Origin of the sequence: Streptomyces sp. NPDC093089 (assembly GCF_044754405.1) — a bacterium.
GTDB lineage: Bacteria > Actinomycetota > Actinomycetes > Streptomycetales > Streptomycetaceae > Streptomyces.
Genome location: NZ_JBIVPA010000004.1, coordinates 364,752 through 383,280 on the forward strand (window position 1 = coordinate 364,752; position 18,529 = coordinate 383,280).

Annotated in this window: 14 protein-coding genes; 7 read left to right on the forward strand and 7 right to left on the reverse strand. The window is 74.1% G+C overall.

What is annotated here, in order from left to right:
- The first annotated feature begins 170 nt into the window (after positions 1 to 170).
- The 3 genes from ACIQFX_RS11675 (at position 171) to pepN (ending at position 5,076) form a co-directional block, all read left to right on the forward strand.
- On the forward strand, positions 171 to 1,187 hold the full coding sequence (locus ACIQFX_RS11675; RefSeq protein WP_402461197.1) for an aspartate-semialdehyde dehydrogenase: 1,017 nt from the start codon (positions 171 to 173) through the stop codon (positions 1,185 to 1,187).
- 81 nt (positions 1,188 to 1,268) lie between these two features.
- On the forward strand, positions 1,269 to 2,453 hold the full coding sequence (locus ACIQFX_RS11680) for a TerD family protein (protein WP_402461199.1): 1,185 nt from the start codon (positions 1,269 to 1,271) through the stop codon (positions 2,451 to 2,453).
- A 52-nt stretch (positions 2,454 to 2,505) separates the two neighbouring features.
- The gene (pepN, locus tag ACIQFX_RS11685) at positions 2,506 to 5,076 is read left to right on the forward strand and encodes an aminopeptidase N (protein ID WP_402461201.1); all 2,571 of its coding nucleotides are present in this window, start codon (positions 2,506 to 2,508) and stop codon (positions 5,074 to 5,076) included.
- 159 nt (positions 5,077 to 5,235) lie between these two features.
- Here pepN and alc read toward each other — a convergent pair whose 3' ends face one another.
- The 3 genes from alc to ACIQFX_RS11700 all read right to left on the reverse strand — a co-directional run bounded on the left by alc (position 5,236) and on the right by ACIQFX_RS11700 (position 8,501).
- A complete protein-coding gene (gene alc, locus ACIQFX_RS11690; RefSeq protein WP_402461203.1) occupies positions 5,236 to 6,372 on the reverse strand; it encodes an allantoicase in 1,137 nt (378 codons plus the stop codon).
- Positions 6,373 to 6,431: 59 nt separating this feature from the next.
- Complete coding sequence (locus ACIQFX_RS11695) at positions 6,432 to 7,358, reverse strand: LysR family transcriptional regulator (protein WP_402461205.1); 927 nt, start codon at positions 7,356 to 7,358, stop codon at positions 6,432 to 6,434.
- 195 nt (positions 7,359 to 7,553) lie between these two features.
- Positions 7,554 to 8,501 carry an EamA family transporter gene (locus ACIQFX_RS11700; RefSeq protein ID WP_402461207.1) on the reverse strand — a complete coding sequence of 316 codons (948 nt, stop codon included), beginning with the start codon at positions 8,499 to 8,501 and terminating at the stop codon, positions 7,554 to 7,556.
- A gap of 119 nt (positions 8,502 to 8,620) precedes the next feature.
- Here ACIQFX_RS11700 and ACIQFX_RS11705 point away from each other — a divergent pair, with 119 nt between their 5' ends.
- Entirely contained in the window at positions 8,621 to 9,127 is a 507-nt protein-coding gene (locus tag ACIQFX_RS11705) for a MarR family winged helix-turn-helix transcriptional regulator (protein ID WP_402461209.1), read from the forward strand.
- A 91-nt stretch (positions 9,128 to 9,218) separates the two neighbouring features.
- Here ACIQFX_RS11705 and ACIQFX_RS11710 read toward each other — a convergent pair whose 3' ends face one another.
- The 3 genes from ACIQFX_RS11710 to ACIQFX_RS11720 form a co-directional block, all read right to left on the reverse strand.
- On the reverse strand, positions 9,219 to 9,446 hold the full coding sequence (locus ACIQFX_RS11710; RefSeq protein WP_367828080.1) for a hypothetical protein: 228 nt from the start codon (positions 9,444 to 9,446) through the stop codon (positions 9,219 to 9,221).
- Between the two features lie 89 nt (positions 9,447 to 9,535).
- The gene (gene malQ / locus ACIQFX_RS11715) at positions 9,536 to 11,611 is read right to left on the reverse strand and encodes a 4-alpha-glucanotransferase (protein ID WP_402461211.1); all 2,076 of its coding nucleotides are present in this window, start codon (positions 11,609 to 11,611) and stop codon (positions 9,536 to 9,538) included.
- A gap of 1 nt (position 11,612) precedes the next feature.
- Entirely contained in the window at positions 11,613 to 11,813 is a 201-nt protein-coding gene (locus tag ACIQFX_RS11720; RefSeq protein WP_402461611.1) for a hypothetical protein, read from the reverse strand.
- 237 nt (positions 11,814 to 12,050) lie between these two features.
- Here ACIQFX_RS11720 and ACIQFX_RS11725 point away from each other — a divergent pair, with 237 nt between their 5' ends.
- Positions 12,051 to 15,137 carry a beta-N-acetylglucosaminidase domain-containing protein gene (locus ACIQFX_RS11725; protein WP_402461212.1) on the forward strand — a complete coding sequence of 1,029 codons (3,087 nt, stop codon included), beginning with the start codon at positions 12,051 to 12,053 and terminating at the stop codon, positions 15,135 to 15,137.
- A 52-nt stretch (positions 15,138 to 15,189) separates the two neighbouring features.
- Here the strand turns inward: ACIQFX_RS11725 and ACIQFX_RS11730 are convergent, their stop codons facing one another.
- Positions 15,190 to 15,753, reverse strand: coding sequence for an HNH endonuclease (locus ACIQFX_RS11730; RefSeq protein ID WP_402461214.1), 564 nt, complete (start codon positions 15,751 to 15,753; stop codon positions 15,190 to 15,192).
- Between the two features lie 249 nt (positions 15,754 to 16,002).
- Here ACIQFX_RS11730 and ACIQFX_RS11735 point away from each other — a divergent pair, with 249 nt between their 5' ends.
- Entirely contained in the window at positions 16,003 to 17,082 is a 1,080-nt protein-coding gene (locus ACIQFX_RS11735) for a mechanosensitive ion channel family protein (RefSeq protein ID WP_402461216.1), read from the forward strand.
- 209 nt (positions 17,083 to 17,291) lie between these two features.
- Positions 17,292 to 18,506, forward strand: coding sequence for an ROK family protein (locus tag ACIQFX_RS11740; RefSeq protein WP_402461218.1), 1,215 nt, complete (start codon positions 17,292 to 17,294; stop codon positions 18,504 to 18,506).
- Positions 18,507 to 18,529 lie beyond the last annotated feature (23 nt).

Genomic DNA, 18,529 nt, shown 5'->3' on the forward strand with positions numbered 1-18,529 from the left:
TGAGGAGGGGCGGGCGCCGAAACCGGCGTCCGCCCCTTTCGCGTCCCGGTCCCCGGGTGCGACGCGTCCAGGACGCGTCCCGACCCTTGGACAATGGATTGGACAAGGCGGGCGGGGACATACGCATCATGGACCGGCAGCACCCTGCACACACGTACGGAGGAGTCCCCGTGAAGGTCGGAATCGTCGGAGCCACCGGTCAGGTCGGCACAGTCATGCGGAAGATCCTGGTCGAGCGGAACTTCCCCGTGGACGAGCTGCGGCTCTTCGCCTCCGCGCGTTCCGCCGGCACCGTCGTCGACGGGGTCACGGTCGAGGACGCCTCCACCGCCGACTACACCGGCCTGGACATCGTGCTCTTCTCCGCGGGCGGCGCCACCTCCAAGGCCCTCGCCGAGAAGGTCGCCTCGCAGGGCGCCGTCGTGATCGACAACTCCTCCGCCTGGCGCCGCGACCCCGAGGTCCCGCTGGTGGTCTCCGAGGTCAACCCGCACGCGATCAAGGACCGCCCCAAGGGCATCATCGCCAACCCGAACTGCACCACCATGGCCGCCATGCCGGTCCTCAAGCCGCTCCACCAGGAGGCCGGCCTGACCGCGCTGATCGCCACCACCTACCAGGCCGTGTCCGGCTCGGGCGTGGCCGGTGTCGCCGAGCTGCGCACGCAGGCGTGTGCCGTGGCCGAGAACGCCGACCAGCTGGCGTTCGACGGCGAGGCCGTCGAGTTCCCCGAGCCCGCCGTCTACAAGCGCCCGATCGCCTTCAACGTGGTCCCGCTGGCCGGTTCGATCGTCGACGACGGCTCCTTCGAGACCGACGAGGAGCAGAAGCTCCGCAACGAGTCCCGCAAGATCCTGGAGATCCCGGAGCTCAAGGTCTCCGGCACCTGCGTGCGCGTCCCGGTCTTCTCCGGCCACTCCCTCCAGGTCAACGTGCGCTTCGATCGTCCGATCAGCGTCGAGCGCGCCTACGAGCTCCTGAAGGACGCCGAGGGCGTCGTGCTCTCCGAGATCCCGACCCCGCTCCAGGCGGCCGGCAAGGACGCCTCGTACGTCGGGCGCATCCGCGTGGACGAGACCGTCGACAACGGCCTGGCGCTGTTCCTCTCCAACGACAACCTGCGCAAGGGCGCGGCGCTGAACGCCGTGCAGATCGCGGAGCTCGTCGCGGCCGAGCTCGAGGGCTGACCCGAGGCACCCTCCGGAGGGGCGGCTTCCCGTTGCGGGGAGCCGCCCCTCCGGCGTGCCCGCGCGTGCCAGAGTGCCTCCATGACCCAGATACCCAGGGGTGCGAACGTCCCGGTGCCCGCGCAGCCCCTCCACGTCGCGGTCAGCTGGCGGACCGGGCACGAGGTGCCCGACGTGGACGTGTCGGCGCTGCTGCTCGGGGCCGGGGAGCGCGTGCGGGACGACGCCGACCTGGTCTTCTACAACCACGCCGAGCACCCCTCGGGGGCGGTGCGGCACCTGGGCAGGTCGGCGCCGGGCGTGCCCGGCAGCCCGGCCGCCGACTGGATGTGGCTGGACCTCGCGCGCGTGGAGCCGGACGTCGGACGCCTGGTGATCGCCGCCTCCGCCGACGGGGGCGCCTTCGGGCGGGTCCCGGGGCTCGACGTGCGGGTCACGGACGCGGCCGGGAACCCCGTGGCGTACTGCGCGATCGAGAGCGCGACGACGGAGACGGCCTTCGTCTTCGGGGAGTTCTACCGGCACGGCGGCGGCTGGCGGTTCCGCGCGGTCGGCCAGGGGTACGCCTCGGGCCTGGCCGGGCTCGCGACGGACTTCGGCATCGTGGTGGAGTCCCCGCCGCCGCCGATCCCGGGCCCCGGCTACGTCCCGCCGCCCCCGCCGCCGGCGCCCGCGACCCCGCCCGTGCCGGTGGCGGACCCGTACGGCGGGGAGTTCCGGCCGGCCGTCTACCAGGGGCGCGGCAAGGAGACCGTGCACTGCGACCCGGCGCTGCCGCCGGGGCACTGGGTGCTCCTGGAGATCGAGTCGTTCCACTCGCTCTCCACCACGATCGAGACCTGCGACACCTACGGGCGGGCCGAGGGGTTCCTCCTCATGGCGTACGAGGACGACGTCCGCGCCCGGACGGTCGCCCTGGTCCCGCGCGCCCGCCCGCTGACGCTGCGGGTGGAGGCCGACGCGCCCTGGACGCTGCGAGTGCTGCCGCTGTCCCACGCCCGTCGCTTCGACAGCCACGTCGAGGGCCTCGCGCACGACCTGGTGATCTACGACGGGCCGCCCGGGGTGCTCGACTTCGCGCACCACGGGGAGTCCAACTTCACGGTCCACCAGCACACCCCACCGCGGGACCCGCTCTACGACGACGAGGAGCAGGACCTGCTGGTCAACGAAATCGGTGAGGTCCGGGTGAGCGCCCCGGTGCCGGGTCCCGGGCTGCTCCGGATCAGCGGCGACGGACCATGGAAATGCGCGGTGCGCCGCTGAGGCACCCCGTGGAAAGATGGCCCAAACGTCACGAAACCGAGGAGTTGACCGGGTGCCTGGCACAAACCTGACCCGTGAAGAGGCTCAGCAGCGGGCAGCACTGCTGACCGTGGACGCGTACGAGGTCGAACTCGACCTCACCGGTGCGCAGGAGGGCGGCACCTACCGGTCCGTCACCACCGTCCGCTTCGATTCCGCAGAGGCCGGCGCCTCGACCTTCATCGACCTCGTCGCGCCCGCCGTCCACGAGGCCGTGCTGAACGGCAAGTCGCTCGACGTCGCGGCCGTCTTCCGCGACTCGCGGATCGCCCTCGACCACCTGGTCGCGGGCCGCAACGAGCTGAAGGTCGTCGCCGACTGCGCGTACACCAACACCGGTGAGGGCCTGCACCGCTTCGTCGACCCGGTCGACGACCAGGCCTACCTGTACACCCAGTTCGAGGTGCCGGACGCGCGGCGGGTCTTCGCCTCCTTCGAGCAGCCCGACCTGAAGGCGACCTTCCAGTTCACCGTGAAGGCCCCGACCGGCTGGAAGGTCATCTCCAACTCGCCGACGCCGGAGACGCCGAAGGACGACGTCTGGGTCTTCGAGCCGACGCCGCGCATCTCGACGTACATCACCGCGCTGATCGTGGGCCCGTACCACTCGGTGCACTCCTCGTACGAGAAGGACGGCCAGACCGTCCCGCTGGGCATCTACTGCCGTCCGTCGCTGGCCGAGTTCCTGGACGCGGAGCACATCTTCGACGTCACGCGGCAGGGCTTCGACTGGTTCCAGGAGAAGTTCGCGTACGACTACCCGTTCGCGAAGTACGACCAGCTCTTCGTACCGGAGTTCAACGCGGGCGCGATGGAGAACGCGGGCGCGGTCACCATCCGCGACCAGTACGTCTTCCGCTCGAAGGTGACGGACGCGGCGTACGAGCGGCGTGCCGAGACGATCCTGCACGAACTCGCCCACATGTGGTTCGGCGACCTCGTGACCATGGAGTGGTGGAACGACCTGTGGCTGAACGAGTCGTTCGCCACCTACACCTCGGTCGCCTGCCAGGCCTCCGTGACGGGCACCCGCTGGCCCAACGCCTGGACGACCTTCGCCAACGCGGAGAAGACCTGGGCCTACCGCCAGGACCAGCTGCCGTCGACGCACCCGATCATGGCCGAGATCAACGACCTGGAGGACGTGCTCGTCAACTTCGACGGGATCACGTACGCCAAGGGCGCGAGCGTCCTGAAGCAGCTCGTCGCCTACGTCGGCCAGGACGAGTTCTTCAAGGGCGTGCAGGCCTACTTCCAGGCGCACGCCTTCGGCAACACGCGCCTGTCCGACCTGCTCGGCGCGCTGGAGGAGACCTCCGGCCGCGACCTGAAGACCTGGTCGAAGGCGTGGCTGGAGACGGCCGGCATCAACATCCTCCGCCCGGAGGTCGAGACCGACGAGAACGGTTTCATCACCGCCTTCGCCGTCCGCCAGGAGGCCCCCGCGCTGCCCGCCGGCGCCAAGGGCGAGGCCGTCCTGCGTCCGCACCGCATCGCGATCGGCTTCTACGACCTCGACGAGGCCGGCCGGCTGGTCCGCACCGACCGCCTGGAGCTGGACATCGAGGCGGCCGGCCTGACCGCCGTGCCGCAGCTGGTCGGCAAGGCCCGCCCGGCGGTCGTCCTCCTCAACGACGACGACCTTTCGTACGCGAAGGTCCGCCTCGACGAGGTGTCCCTCACCAACGTCACCGCGCACCTCGGCGACTTCGCCGAGTCGCTGCCGCGCGCCCTGTGCTGGGCCTCCGCCTGGGACATGACCCGCGACGGCGAGCTGGCCACCCGCGACTACCTGGCACTGGTGCTCTCGGGCATCGCCAAGGAGTCCGACATCGGCGTGGTCCAGTCGCTCCAGGGCCAGGTCAAGGCGGCCCTCGACCTGTACGCGGCGCCGGAGTGGCGGGCCGAGGGCCTGGCGCGCTGGGGCACCTTCGCCCAGGAGCAGCTGCGCGCCGCCGAGGGCGGCAGCGACCACCAGCTGGCGTGGGCGCGGGCCTTCTCGGCGACCGCCCGTACGGACGCCGAGCTCGACGTGCTCGCCGGGCTGCTCGACGGCGGCGTGGTGATCGAGGGCCTCGCCGTCGACACCGAGCTGCGCTGGGCGTTCGTGCAGCGGCTCGCGGCCACCGGCCGCTTCGACGAGGCGGAGATCGCCGCCGAGCTGGAGCGCGACCGGACCGCGGCCGGCGAGCGACACGCGGCGACCGCGCGGGCGGCCCGCCCGACGGAGGCCGCGAAGGCGGAGGCCTGGGCTTCGGTCGTCGAGGACGACAAGCTGGCGAACGCCGTGCAGGAGGCCGTCATCGGCGGCTTCGTCCAGGCCGACCAGCGCGAGCTGATCGCCCCGTACACGGCGAAGTACTTCGCGGCGATCAAGGGCGTCTCGGAGACCCGCAGCCACGAGATGATCCAGCAGATCGTGGTCGGCCTCTACCCGACGCTCCAGGTCTCCCAGGAGACGCTGGACGCGACGGACGCGTGGATCGCGGAGCACAACCCTGTTCCGGCGCTGCGGCGCATGGTGACCGAGTGCCGCGCGGGCATCGAGCGTGCGCTGAAGGCGCAGGCCGCCGACCGCGCGTGACGCCGGTCCAGTGACGTCGGTCCAGTGACCGGTGAAGGGGCGCCCTCCCCCGTGGGGGCGCCCCTTCGTCGTATCGGCCGCTTCGTCGTATCGGCCGCTTCGTCGTGTCGCCGGCTTCGTCGTGTCGGCCGCTTCGCCGTGTCGGCCGACTTCGCCGGGTCAGCCGCCGAGGGCCGCGTACCGGGCGCGCAGGTCGGCCGCGCCCTGTTCCGTGAGCGTGCCGTGGAGGCGCATCCGGGCGACGCCGCCGTCGGGGAAGGCGTCGAGGCGGACGTGGGTGACGACGGCCTGGGCCGGGAGCTTGAAGCGGTGCAGGGTGTCGGGCTGGAGGCGGGTCCTGGGGATGATCTCGAACCACTCCGCGCCGCCCGCGGGGTCGCCGTTGCAGCCCTGGAGGGCGATCCAGCCGGCCGAGTTGCCCTTGAGGTAGGCGGTGTCGATCTCGACGGCGCGGACGGCTCCCTGGGCGGCGAGGCGGAAGCGGACCCAGTCGTTGGTGCCGCGGACCCGGCGGCGGCGGTTCTCCCAGCCGTCGTCCATCTTGCGGGAGGTGCCGGGCAGGATGATCTGGGTGGGCGAGGAGTAGAACCGGTCCGACGCGTCCTCGTACGAACCGCCGTTGAGCACGGCGACGAGGTCGAGGGTGCCGAGGAGTTCCAGCCACTCGGGGTCGGGCACGACCTCGCCGTGGACGCGGAGGCGGGCGATGCCGCCGTCGGGGTGCTGGCAGACCCGGACGTGGGTCCAGCGGCGCTCGGCGTCGATCGGGAAGCCGTTGGCGGCGTGGCCGCGGACGGGGGTGGGCGGGACGAGCTCCTCCCACTTCGCGTCGAGCAGCTCGGCGGGGCCGGGCGAGCCCTCGACGGCGGTGGCCTGGATGCTCACCCGCTGCGGGTAGTTGCCGCGGAAGTGGGCGGTGTCGACGACGATGCCGCGGATGACGCCGGGGGCGCCGAGGCGGACGATCGCCCAGTCGTGGTCCTCGGGGGCGGGGAAGACGTTCTCGGCGTCGGCGCCGCGGCGTCGGCGGGTCTCCCAGCCGTCCATGATCTTGCCCTTGTGGCCGAAGTGCTCCGGGTCGAAGACGGCCGGCTCGCGGACGAGGAGGTTCTCCCGTTCGGCGAAGAACTCGTCGTTGGCGGCCACGACGCCGCCGCCGAGGCGGCGGTCGGCGAGGTCGACGAGCTCCGTGAAGGGGAAGTCGCCGGAGCGGTAGTCGGCGTACGGGTCGCCGCCGGCGTAGGGGGCGGCGTCGTTGGCGTGCGGGTCCTGGTCCTGGCTCGTCTCGAAGGTCATGTCCCGACTCTGCGCCCCGAGGACCCGGGCGGTCCATCGAATGTTTTCGACGCCATCGTTCAGTTCTGCTGAACGGTCTCCCGGGCCGCCGCCGCCTGGCGGAGCGCGGCCAGGACCCGGGACACCGCGGGGCCGCCCTCCGCCCCGCGCCGCACGGCCGCGACGACGTGGCGGCGCGGCTGGTCGGCGGAGAGGACGCGCATCACGACGCCGGCCCCGCCCCGGCGTTCGGCCGAGGCCATCCGGGGGACGAGGGCGATCCCCATCCCGGCCTCGACCATCGCGAGGATCGCGGTCCAGCCGGAGGCGCTGTGGGCCTGCTCGGGCACGAAGCCGGCGGCCTCGCACGCGGCGGTGGTGATCTCGGACCAGGGGCCGGAGCCGCCGAAGATCCAGGGCTCGGCGGCGAGGTCGGCGAGCCGCAGCCCGGGGGCGTCGGCGAGCGGGTGGCCGGCGGGCAGGGCCACGTCGAGCGGGTCGGCGAGCAGCGGCACCCGGCTGAACTTGGGGTCGCGCGCGGAGGGCGCGTGGGCGGCGAGCGAGAGCGCCAGGTCGACCTGGCCGGCCGCGAGCAGCTCGTACGCCTCCGCCGCCTCGGCCTCCCGGACGCGGACGTCGAGCCCGGGGTGCGCGGTGCGCAGCTGCCGTACGGCGGGGACGACGAGCGCGGGCACCGACGTCGAGAACGCCGCGACCCGCACCTGCCCCGCCTCGCCCCGCAGGTATCCGTCGAGTTCGGCGTCGGCGCGTTCCAGCTGCGCGAAGACGAGCTCCGCGTGCCGCAGCACCAGGTGGGCCGCGTCGGTGAGCCGGACCCGGCGGCCCTGGGCCTCCAGGAGGCGCACGCCGAGCTGCCGCGCGAGGTTGGTGAGTTGCTGCGACACGGCCGAGGGGGTCATGAGCAGGGCCTCCGCGGTCGCGGTGACGGTGCCGCGGTCGCGGAGGGTGCGGAGGATATGGAGCTTCTTGACGTCCCACTCGGTCATGGGGCGCAACCTATCCGGCCGCGCCCACCGCGAGGAGCGCCGGGAGCGCGCCGAGGCCGGCGCCCTCGGCGGGCGCCGGCCTCTCGGTGGCTGCGGGTTCGGTGACTGCAGGTTCGGTGGCTGCGGGTTCGGTGACTGCGGGTTCGGTGGTGTGGGCGGTGGCCGGGTGGCGGGCGGTGGTCGGCTGCGTGCCGCTTACCGTCGCACCGCCGAAACCTCCAGGTCCATCGAAACTTCCCGACCGTTCTTTTCAGTGGAGCTGAACGACTCGGCCTGCGGGACCTTCGGCGTACGGGGGTTCAGCTGGCCCGCCAGGGTGGCGCCGAAGGCGATCAGCATGCCGACGACCTGCACCGGACCGAGCGCCTGGCCGAGCGCCGCCCAGCCGATGATCGCCGCGGTGAGCGGGGAGAGCGGGCCGAGGAAGGTGACCGAGGAGGCGCTCAGGCGCTCGATGCCGCGGAACCAGAGGAAGTAGGAGATCGCGGTGTTGCCGAAGGCGAGGTAGGCGTAGCCGGCCAGGTTGGTGCCGGTCAGGGCCGGCGGGGCGCCCTCGATCAGGAAGGCGATGGGCAGGATGACCAGGCCGCCGGCGGTGAGCTGCCAGCCGGTGAGGGCGAGGGCGCCGACGCCTTCGGGGCGGCCCCAGCGCTTGGTGAAGACGATGCCGGCCGACATGGAGAGGGCCGAGAGCAGTCCTGCGAACACGCCGACCGCGTCGAGCGCGGCCCCCGCCTTGAGGACCACCAGGCTGACGCCGAAGGCGGCGACGGCGGCGGTGACCAGGGACTTCACGGTGGGCTTGTCGCCGAGGAAGAGGGCGGCGAGGCCGACGACGAAGAGCGGGCCGACGGAGCCGACGACGGCGGCGACACCGCCGGGGAGCCGGTAGGCGGCGAGGAAGAGGAGCGGGAAGAAGGCGCCGATGTTCAGGGCTCCGAGGACCGCCGCCTTGCCCCACCAGGCGCCCTTGGGGAGCTTGCGGGTGAGGGCGAGGAGCAGGAGGCCGGCGGGCAGGGCGCGCATGAGGCCGGTGAAGAGCGGCCGGTCGGGCGGCAGGAACTCGGTGGTGACGAAGTAGGTGGAGCCCCAGGAGATCGGGGCGAGTGCGGTGAGCGCGACGACTGCCGCCTTGCGGGACATGACGGTTCCCCCTGCTGTCGAGTGCCGGACTGGCTTGGCGGTAATTAACTTATCACTAAGCTACTTGCTTGCAAGTGGCTTTCTTGCCATCGACCTGAGGGGAAGGGGAAACTGGGGCCATGACGACGCAGAACCCCGGCCGCGACGCCGTCGACGCCATCGCCGACCAGTGGGCGGCCGTCCGCCCCGACCTGGACACCGTGCCGATGGCCGTCTTCGGCAGGATCTACCGGCTGTCCCACGCGATGCGCGGCAAGGTGGACAAGGCGTACGCGCCCTACGGCATGGCACTCGGGGAGTTCGACGTGCTCGCCACCCTGCGCAGGTCCGGGGAGCCGTACACGCTCTCGCCGCGCGAGCTGACCGCCACGCTGATGATCACCACCGGCGGCATGACGGGCCGGCTCGACAAGCTGGAGAAGGCCGGGCTGCTCACGCGCAGCCCCGACCCGAACGACCGGCGCGGGCTGCGGGTCACCCTCAGCGAGCGCGGCAGGGAACTGGTGGACCAGGCCGTCGGCGCCGGCCTCGCGGAGCAGCGGGCCGCCCTGACGGCCGCGCTCACCGAGGAGGAGGCGGACCAGCTGACCGCACTCCTCCGCAAGCTGCTCGCCACGACCGCCTGACGACGGCGGGCGGCGGGGGCCTCAACGCACGCGAGGGCGCCGCACGGTACCTCGTACCGTGCGGCGCCCTCGGCGGAGACCGATGAGGCGGTTACGCCTTCTTGGACTTGTCGAGCACCATCACCAGGCCGATGATGACCAGGAACAGCACCAGCGGGGCGGCCACGTAGAGGCCGAGCGTCTCGACGACACTCAGCTTGGGGGCCGGGTCGTCACCGTCGTCGCGGGTCAGCGCGAGCGCGGGGGACGACATGAGCAGCATCATCAGCGTCGTACCGGCCGCGACGGAGCCGGCGCGCAGTGCGTTCTTCTTGTCCACGGTGCAAACGTAGCGAACACCTAAACGGACCGCGCGCCCGGGGGTGCCGTACGGGCACTCCCCGCTCGCCGAGCCCCGCGCCGGGGCCCCTAGCCGGCCCCCTCGCCGGACGCCGTGCGGTCGCGCAGTTCGCGCAGCAGGGCGTGCGCCCGCGGGGAGGCGGCGAACTGCTCCAGGGTGAGCGGCTGGCCGTCCGGGCCCGCGAGCGGCAGCCGCCAGTTGGGGTACTCGTCCCAGGTGCCCGGCAGGTTCTGCGGCCTGCGGTCCCCCACCGCGTCCGGCAGCCACACCCCCACCATCCGGGCGGGCGTGGCGAGCAGGAACCGGTGCACGGCCCGGATGCCGGCCGCCTCGTCCCCCGGCCCCTCGGGCAGCAGCCCGAGCCGCTGGAACAGGGCGAGCCACTCGGCGGTCTCGGCCGCGTCGGCCGCGCGGTCGCGTTCCAGGTCGCCGTCGGTCAGGCCGAGCCGGTGCCGCAGGGCCACGTGGTCGCCGGACAGCCGGGCGGCGGTGGGGGGCAGGTCGTGGGTGGTGGCGGTGGCCACGCACTCCGGGCGCCACTCCGCCGGGGGCAGCGGGCGGCCGGTGCCCGCCCAGTCCCGCTCGAACCAGAGCACGGAGGTGCCGAACACCCCGCGCCGGGCCAGCTCCTCGCGCACCCCCGGCTCGACCGTGCCGAGGTCCTCGCCGATGACGAGGGCGCCGGCGCGGTGCGCCTCCAGGACGAGGACGGCGAGCATCGCCTCGGCGTCGTGGCGGACGTAGGTCCCCTCGGTGGGCGGCCGGCCCTCCGGAACCCACCAGAGCCGGAACAGGCCCATGACGTGGTCGATGCGCAGCGCGCCCGCGTGGCGCAGGAGTTCGCGCAGCAGGCCCCGGTAGGGGGCGTAGCCCGCGGCGGCGAGGGCGTCCGGCCGCCAGGGCGGCAGCCCCCAGTCCTGGCCGCGGGAGTTGAAGGCGTCCGGCGGGGCGCCGACCGACATGCCGGCCGCGAAGGCGTCCTGCTGGGCCCAGGCGTCCGAGCCCTCCGGGTGGACGCCGACGGCCAGGTCGTGGACGATCCCGATCTCCATCCCGGCCGCGCGGGCGGCCGCGGCGGCGTCGGCCAGCTGCCGGTCCGTCAGCCAGGCGAGCCGGCAGTGGAAGTCGACCCGGGCGGCGAGCTCCGGGTCGGCGCGCACCGCCGCCTCCGCCGTGCGCGGCCCGCGCAGCTCCTCGGGCCAGTCGCGCCAGTGGTGGCCGTGCCGCTCGGCGAGGGCCTGGTAGGTGGCGTGGTCCTCCAGGGCGCGGCCCCGGTCGGCGAGGAAGTCGTGGAAGTCGGCGCGCCGCCCCGGGCCGAGGTCGACGCTCCCCACCACGATCTCCAGGGCCCGCCGTTTGACGTCCCACACCGCGTCCCGGTCGATCAGCGCGCCCTTGCCGAGGACCCGTTCGCGCAGTTCGGCGGCGTCGGCGAGGATCCGGTCGAGCTCCTCGCGGCGCTCGGGGCCCACCAGGGCGTACTCGGGGATCTCCTCGATCCTCAGATGGACGGGGTCCGGGAAGCGACGCGAGGAGGGGCGGTACGGGGAGGGGTCGGTGGGCGCCCCGGGCACGCCCGCGTGGAGCGGGTTGACCTGGACGAAGCCCGCGCCGTGGACGCGGCCCGCCCAGCCGGCGAGTTCGCGCAGGTCGCCGAGGTCCCCCATGCCCCAGGAGCGGCTGGAGAGCAGCGAGTAGAGCTGGACGAGGAGCCCGTACGCGCGCCGCTCGGGCGCGGGCACGCGCGCGGGGCTCACGATCAGGGTGGCGGTGGCGGCGCGCCCGTCGGGGGCCTGCGCCGTGACCGTGTGGACGCCGAGGGGCAGCCGCTCCCAGTCCGGGCCGGTGAGGACGGCCCCCTCCTCGGTGGTGACCCGCAGGCGGGTGCCGGACGGCAGGTCCGCCGGGGGCCGGAGGGGCTCGTCGCCCCGCCGGTGGACCAGGGTCGGGGGCAGGAGGCGGTCCCGGTCGGCCCGCTCCGCCGCGCCGAGGGCGGCGGCGACCGCCTCCGGGGTGGCCGCGTCGACGCCCAGGGCGCCGAGGACGGCGACCACGGTGGCGTCGGGCACGGGAACGGTGACGCCTTCGGACGGGCTGTACGCGGTGGCGACGCCGTGACGGGCGGCGAGACGGGCCAGGGTCACTTCACACTCCGGGGGACTCCGTACCACCCGCACTGCCGGGGGCGGTGGGCTCGCTGGTGAGGGGGGCCGCCTCGGTCAGGGGCGGTTCACTGGTGAGGGGGGCCGCGTCGGGCAGCGGCGGTTCGCTGGTCAGCGGCGCGGCGTCGGGCAGCGCCTGCTGCGGAACGCGTATCCGTCCGAGGTGGCGGGCGGTCGTGGTCACGGGGGTCTCCCGGTTTCGTCTCGGCAGGTGGGACCTGGGCGTGCGACTGAGCCCTACCCACCGCACCTCGTTTTACCGGCGGAATGTGGCGAAGTGACGTCACCTCGCCGACGGCTCGCCGGGCAAAGGCGACACATCGCCCGCTCTCATTGACACTGCCGTGCGACGGGTGGTGGGCTCGTGACCCACTCGTGACCAACCCGGCGGAGCGGCCGGGCCTGTCCGGAGGGAGACCCCGTGCACGTCGGGCGCAGGAAGCGGACCGCGACGGCTGTCGCCGCCGCCGTCATCGGCGGCCTCCTGGGCGGCGCCGCGCCCGGCTCGGTGTACGCCGTCCCGGCGGCACCGGCCTCACCCGCGGCCCCCGCCCCGCCGGCGGCGCCGGCCTCACCGGCGGCTCCCCCGGGCCCGGGGGCTCCCGTCGCGGGGCGCGCGGGCACCGTCGCCGCGCCGGCCGTGCCCGCTGTGTGGCCCCGGCCGCAGTCCCTGACCGGCGCCGGGCCCTCCGTACGCCTCGGGGACGAGGTGACGCTGCTCGCGGACGACGACGCCGATCCGTACGCGGTCGCCGCCCTGCGCGAGCTGCTGAGGGCCGCCGGGGTGCGGACCGTCCACGCCGGTCTCCCGGGCCGGGGCCCGGTCCTGCGGCTCGCCGGGCCGGGCGGCGGGGCGGCGGAGGCGGCGCTGACGGCGCTGCGCGTGCCCGAGCGGCTCGACCTCCCGCGCGGCGGCTACCGCCTCGCGACCGGCCGCTACCAGGGGCGGGAGACCGTCGTCCTCGACGGGGTCGGCGAGGACGGCCTCTTCCACGCCGTCCAGACGCTGCGCCAGCTCGTCGGCACCGGTCGCGAGGTCCCCGGGGTCGTCGTCCGCGACTGGCCGGGCACGGTCGAGCGCGGGATCACCGAGGGCTTCTACGGCAGCCCCTGGACCCTCGAACAGCGGCTCGCCCAGATCGACTTCCTCGGCCGCACCAAGCAGAACCGCTATCTGTACGCGCCCGGGGACGACCCGTACCGCCGGGCGCAGTGGCGGGAGCCCTACCCGGAGGAGCAGCGGCGGGAGTTCCTGGCGCTCGCCGAACGGGCCCGCGCCAACCGGGTGACGCTCGGCTGGGCCGTGGCGCCCGCGCAGTCCATGTGCCTGTCCTCGGCCGGCGACGTGCGGGCGCTGACGCGGAAGCTCGACGCCATGTGGGAGCTCGGGGTGCGCGTCTTCCAGCTCCAGTTCCAGGACGCCTCGTACGACGAGTGGCACTGCGACGAGGACGCCGACGCCTTCGGTCGGGGTCCCGCGGCCGCGGCCGCCGCCCACGCGCGCGTGGCGAACACCGTCGCCCGGCACCTGGCCGAGCGGTACCCGGACGCCGAGCCGCTGACGGTGCTGCCGACGGAGTACTACCAGGACGGCGCGACCGCCTACCGCACGGAGTTCGCCCGGGCGCTCGACGCCGAGGTGCGGGTGGCGTGGACGGGCGTCGGCGTCGTCCCGCGCACGATCACCGGCCGCGAACTGGCCGGGGCGCGCGTGGCCCTGGGCGGCCACCCGCTGGTCACGATGGACAACTACCCGGTCAACGACTACGCGCAGGACCGGCTGTTCCTCGGTCCCGCCACGGGCCGGGAGCCGGCCGTGGCCGCCGGTTCCGCCGCCTTCCTCGCCCACGCCATGGAGCAGGCCGCGGCCTCCCGGATCCCGCTCTTCACCGCCGCCGACTACGCCTGGAACCCGCGGGGCTACCGGCCGCAGGAGTCGTGGCGGGCGGCCGTCGACGACCTCGCGGGCCCGGACCCCGCGGCCCGTGAGGCGCTGTGGGCGCTCGCCGGGAACGGCGCCTCGTCGATCCTCGACCCGAAGGGCGAATCGGCCTATCTGAAGCCGCTGCTGACGGCGTTCTGGGCCTCGCGCACCACCCCGGACACCCCGGCGGGCAGGGCCGCTCGGGAGCGGGCGGCGCGCGAACTGCGGGCCGCGTTCACCGTGATGCGCCGGGCCCCCGAGCGGCTCGCGGCCACCGCGGACTCCGCCCTCGACGACGAGGCGGGCCCCTGGCTCGACCGGCTCGCGCGGTACGGCGAGGCCGGCGAGACGGCGGTCGACATGCTGCTCGCCCAGGCCCGCGGCGACGGCGCGGCGGCCTGGCGGGCTCGGCTGGCCCTCGAACCGCTGCAGAAGTCGCTGGAGGCGGGCCGGGTGACGGTCGGCGCGGGGGTGCTCGATCCCTTCCTCACGCGCGCGGTGGCGGAGTCGACGGCCTGGACCGGCGCCGACCGCCCCGCGGCGGCGCGGGCCGACCGCGCCCCCGGCTCGTACACCGTGCGGCTCGACCGGGCGCGGCCCGTGGCGGCCCTCACGGTGATGACCCGGCCGGGCGGCACGGGGGCGGGCACGGACGCGCGCGTGGAGGCGTACGTCTCCGGCGAGGGCTGGCGGCCGCTCGGCCCGCTGTCGGCGTCCGGCTGGACGCAGACCGATCTGAAGGGACTGCGGGCCGACGCGCTGCGCGTGGTGTGGAGCGGCGACGACCGGGACCCCGGGGTGCGCTCGCTGGTGCCGTGGTTCGCGGACGGCCCCCGGGCCGGGCTCGAACTGGCCCGTACGGAGACGGACGCGGAGATCGGCGGGCCGGCGCAGCGGGTGGACGTGGAGCTGTCGGGCGTGCGCGCGGACGAGGTGCGCGGGGCGCTGACGGCGAAGGCCCCGAAGGGGATCGCGGTCCGCCTCCCGAAGGAGGTCGCGGTGGAGCGCGGCGCGCGGACGAGCGTGCCCCTGGAGGTGTCGGTGGGCGCGGACGTGCCGGCCGGGACGTACCGGGTGCCGGTGTCGTTCGCGGGCGAGGAGCGCGTCCTGACGGTGCGGGCCTTCCCCCGTACGGCGGGTCCCGACCTGGCGCGGGCGGCGACGGCGTCGTCCTCGGGCGACGAGACCCCGGACTTCCCGGCCGCGTCCGCGGTGGACGGCGATCCGGCGACCCGGTGGTCCTCGCCCGCGGAGGACGGCGCCTGGTGGCAGCTGGAGCTGGCCGAGCCGGCGCGGATAGGGCAGGTGGTGCTGCACTGGCAGGACGCGTACGCCTCCCGCTACCGCGTCCAGGTCTCCGCCGACGGGCGCGTGTGGCGCACGGCGGCGACCGTCGCGGACGGCCGGGGCGGCCGGGAGTCGGTCCGGATGGACGCGGCGGACACCCGCTTCCTGCGGGTGCAGGGCGAGGCGCGGGCGACCCGGTTCGGCTACTCCCTCTGGTCGGTGGAGACCTACGCGGTGGCCCCGCGGGAGCGGGCGGAGCAGCCTGCGGACACGGCGGAGGAGCGGCCCGCCCCGTAAGGGCGGCACCGCTCCCGTGCCCGACGGCCCCCGCGTACGCGAAAGGCCCGGCTCAACCCGTCGTCAGCGCCCTCACGGGGGCGTCGGCGACGGAGTCGATCCGGGCCATCGCGTCCTCGGCACCGTACGGCTGGAGGTACGGCAGCCAGCGGGGGTCCCGGTGTCCGGTCCCGATGATCCGCCAGGCCAGGCCGGACGGCGGGGCCGGTTGGTGGCGCAGGCGCCAGCCGATCTCGCGGAGGTGCCGGTCGGCCTTGACGTGGTTGCAGCGGCGGCAGGCCGCCACCACGTTGTCCCAGGCGTGCGTGCCCCCGCGGCTGCGCGGAATGACGTGGTCGACGCTGGTGGCGACGCCCCCGCAGTACGCGCAGCGCCCGCCGTCGCGGGCGAAGAGGGCTCTTCGGGTCAAGGGAACGGGCCCCCGGTAGGGGACCCGCACGAAGCGCTTCAGTCGCACCACGCTGGGCGCGGGGAGGACTTGGGTCTCGCTGTGCAGGAAGGCGCCGGACTCCTCCAGACAGAGGGCCTTGTCCTCCAGGACGAGGACGAGTGCGCGGCGGAGCGGTACGACGCCGAGCGGCTCGTACGACGCGTTGAGGACCAGGACATGCGGCACGGATGCCTCCTATGACGCCGGCGGCGCGTGGCTCGCGCCGGGACGAACTGCTCCCAGTCTCTCCTCAGGCCTGGTCGGAGCGCCACCACGTACCGGGATCGGGGTGGCGGGTCCGGAGTGTTCTCGACCACATCGGCGGCTCCTCCTCTTACCTGCCTCTTACTTGCCCAGGTGAGGTCGGTCTCTCCCTCGAACAGGGCAGCGGGGGCACATCCGATGCCCCGTTAGTGTGGATGGACTGCGTACGCGATGCCTGGAGGTTGCCCCGTGTCCTGGTCCGCCCTAGCGGCTGCCACCGATCCCGAACCCATTCCGGTGACCTTGGACGAGGCCGCGGAGAAGGCGACGAACGCGGCGAGCTGGGTGGAGGAGAACTGGTCCACCTGGCTGAACACCGGACTGCGCATCCTGCTGATCCTGGTCGTCGCGCTCCTGCTGCGGATGGCCGTCCGCCGCGCCCTGACGAAGCTGATCGAGCGGATGAACCGGTCGGCGCAGGCGGTGGAGGGGACGGCGCTCGGCGGTCTCCTCGTCAACACCGAGCGGCGCCGGCAGCGCTCGGAGGCGATCGGCTCGGTCCTCCGCTCGGTCGCGTCGTTCCTCATCATGGGCACGGCGGGCCTGATGGTCCTCGGCGCCTTCAAGATCGACCTGGCACCGCTGCTCGCCTCGGCCGGTGTGGCCGGTGTGGCGATCGGTTTCGGCGCGCGGAACCTGGTGACGGACTTCCTCTCCGGCGTCTTCATGATCCTGGAGGACCAGTACGGCGTCGGTGACTCGGTCGACGCGGGCGTGGCCTCCGGCGAGGTCGTCGAGGTGGGCCTGCGGGTGACCAAGCTGCGCGGGGTGGACGGCGAGATCTGGTACGTGCGCAACGGCGAGATCAAGCGGATCGGGAACCTGAGCCAGGGCTGGGCGACGGCGGCCGTGGACGTGACCGTCCGGCCGACGGAGGACCTGGACCAGGTGCGGTCGGTGATCGTCGCGGCGGCGGACTCCATGGCCAAGGAGGAGCCGTGGGACGAGCGCCTGTGGGGTCCGGTGGAGGTGCTCGGTCTGAGCGAGGTGCTGCTCGACTCGATGACGATCCGGGTCTCGGCGAAGACGATGCCGGGGAAGAAGCTGGGTGTGGAGCGCGAGCTGCGCTGGCGCATCAAGCGGGGTCTGGACGAGGCCGGCATCCGCATCGTCGGCGGGATCCCGGCGCAGGGCGAGGAGGCCGCGGCCGACCCGACGGCGGGCATGGCGGCGCCGTCGGCGTTCGCCTCGACGACCTCGCCGCAGTCGGCGGCGGCGACGCCGCTGCCGAAGTCCGACCTCTCGAAGTAGCTCCGCCCGTACGGCCCGACGCCCCCGCAGGTAACGCTTTGGTTGCCTTCGGGGGCGTCCCGCGTTCCCGGGTATTGACGCCTCCGCGACGGCCGCCTTACCTTCCTCCCACCGAATAGGAAACTTTCCTAACAGAGCAGTGGGAGAACGGGCCGGCCGACAGGCAGCACAATGGCCCCGACCATCGTGGAAAGGCAGGTGCGGACTCAATGGCCGGTACGACCCCGGGAACCCCCGGCACACCGCGCGTCCTGCGGGCCATGAACGACCGCGCCGCCCTCGACCTGCTCCTCGAACACGGCACGCTCTCGCGGACCCGCATCGGCAAGCTCACCGGCCTGTCCAAGCCGACCGCCTCCCAGCTGCTCGCCCGCCTCGAAGCGGCCGGGCTCGTCGTCGCCACCGGCACCACCGAGGGCAGGCCCGGACCGAACGCCCAGCTCTACGCGGTCAACCCGCGCGCCGCGTACGCCGCCGGACTCGACGTCGACCAGCACCGCATCCACGCCGCCGTCGCCGACGTCACCGGCGAGATCGTCGGCGAGTTCGAACTCCGCACCCCCAGCCGCGCCAACTCCGGCGTCGTCCGCCAGGTCACCGACGCCCTCGACGGGGCGGCCGCGGCCGCCGGACTCGCCCGCGAGGACGTCCGGCGCCTGGTCATCGGCACCCCCGGCGCCTTCGACCCGGCCACCGGCCGCCTGCGGTACGCCTCCCACCTGCCCGGCTGGCACTCCCCCACCCTCCTGGAGGAGCTGGCCGCCGTCCTGCCCATGCCGTTCGAGTACGAGAACGACGTCAACCTCGTCGCCGTCGCCGAGCAGCGCGTGGGCGCCGCCCGCGGCCACGAGGACTTCGTCCTGCTGTGGAACGAGGGAGGCCTCGGCGCCGCCCTCGTCCTCGGCGGACGGCTGCACCGCGGCTTCACCGGCGGCGCCGGCGAGCTCGGCTTCCTGCCCGTGCCCGGCACCCCGCTCGTACGGCAGGTCACCAAGGCCAACTCCGGCGGCTTCCAGGAACTCGCGGGCATCCAGTCCGTGCCCCGGCTCGCCCGCGCCGCCGGGATCGCGACCCCCGACCACCCCTTCGTACCGGTGGTGACCGGGCTGCTGTCCCGGGCCGCCGAGACCCACGAGGACGACCCCCGCTACGCGGAACTGCTCGACCGCTACGCCGAGCGCCTCGCCACCGGGCTCGCCGCCCTCGTGGCCGTCCTCGACCCGGAACTGATCGTGCTGTCCGGGGACGCCCTCGTCACCGGCGGCGAGCCCCTGCGCGCCCGCGTCCAGTCCGAACTCGCCGACCTCGCCCCGTCCCGGCCGCGGCTCGTCCTCTCCGCCGTACGCCGGAGCCCCGTCCTGCGCGGCGCCCTCGAAAGCGCCCTCGCCACCACGCGCGACGAGGTCTTCGACACCTCGCGCTGACCGTCCCCGCCCCTCCGCACGCC

Excerpts from the sequence above, each read along its gene's own strand:
- ACIQFX_RS11735 (WP_402461216.1), top strand. The coding sequence starts at position 16,003 with ATGCCTGGAGGTTGCCCCGTGTCCTGGTCCGCCCTAGCGGCTGCCACC.
- ACIQFX_RS11740 (WP_402461218.1), top strand. The coding sequence starts at position 17,292 with ATGGCCGGTACGACCCCGGGAACCCCCGGCACACCGCGCGTCCTGCGG.
- alc (WP_402461203.1), bottom strand. The coding sequence starts at position 6,372 with ATGACCTTCGAGACGAGCCAGGACCAGGACCCGCACGCCAACGACGCC.
- ACIQFX_RS11695 (WP_402461205.1), bottom strand. The coding sequence starts at position 7,358 with ATGACCGAGTGGGACGTCAAGAAGCTCCATATCCTCCGCACCCTCCGC.
- ACIQFX_RS11680 (WP_402461199.1), top strand. The coding sequence starts at position 1,269 with ATGACCCAGATACCCAGGGGTGCGAACGTCCCGGTGCCCGCGCAGCCC.
- ACIQFX_RS11705 (WP_402461209.1), top strand. The coding sequence starts at position 8,621 with ATGACGACGCAGAACCCCGGCCGCGACGCCGTCGACGCCATCGCCGAC.
- ACIQFX_RS11700 (WP_402461207.1), bottom strand. The coding sequence starts at position 8,501 with ATGTCCCGCAAGGCGGCAGTCGTCGCGCTCACCGCACTCGCCCCGATC.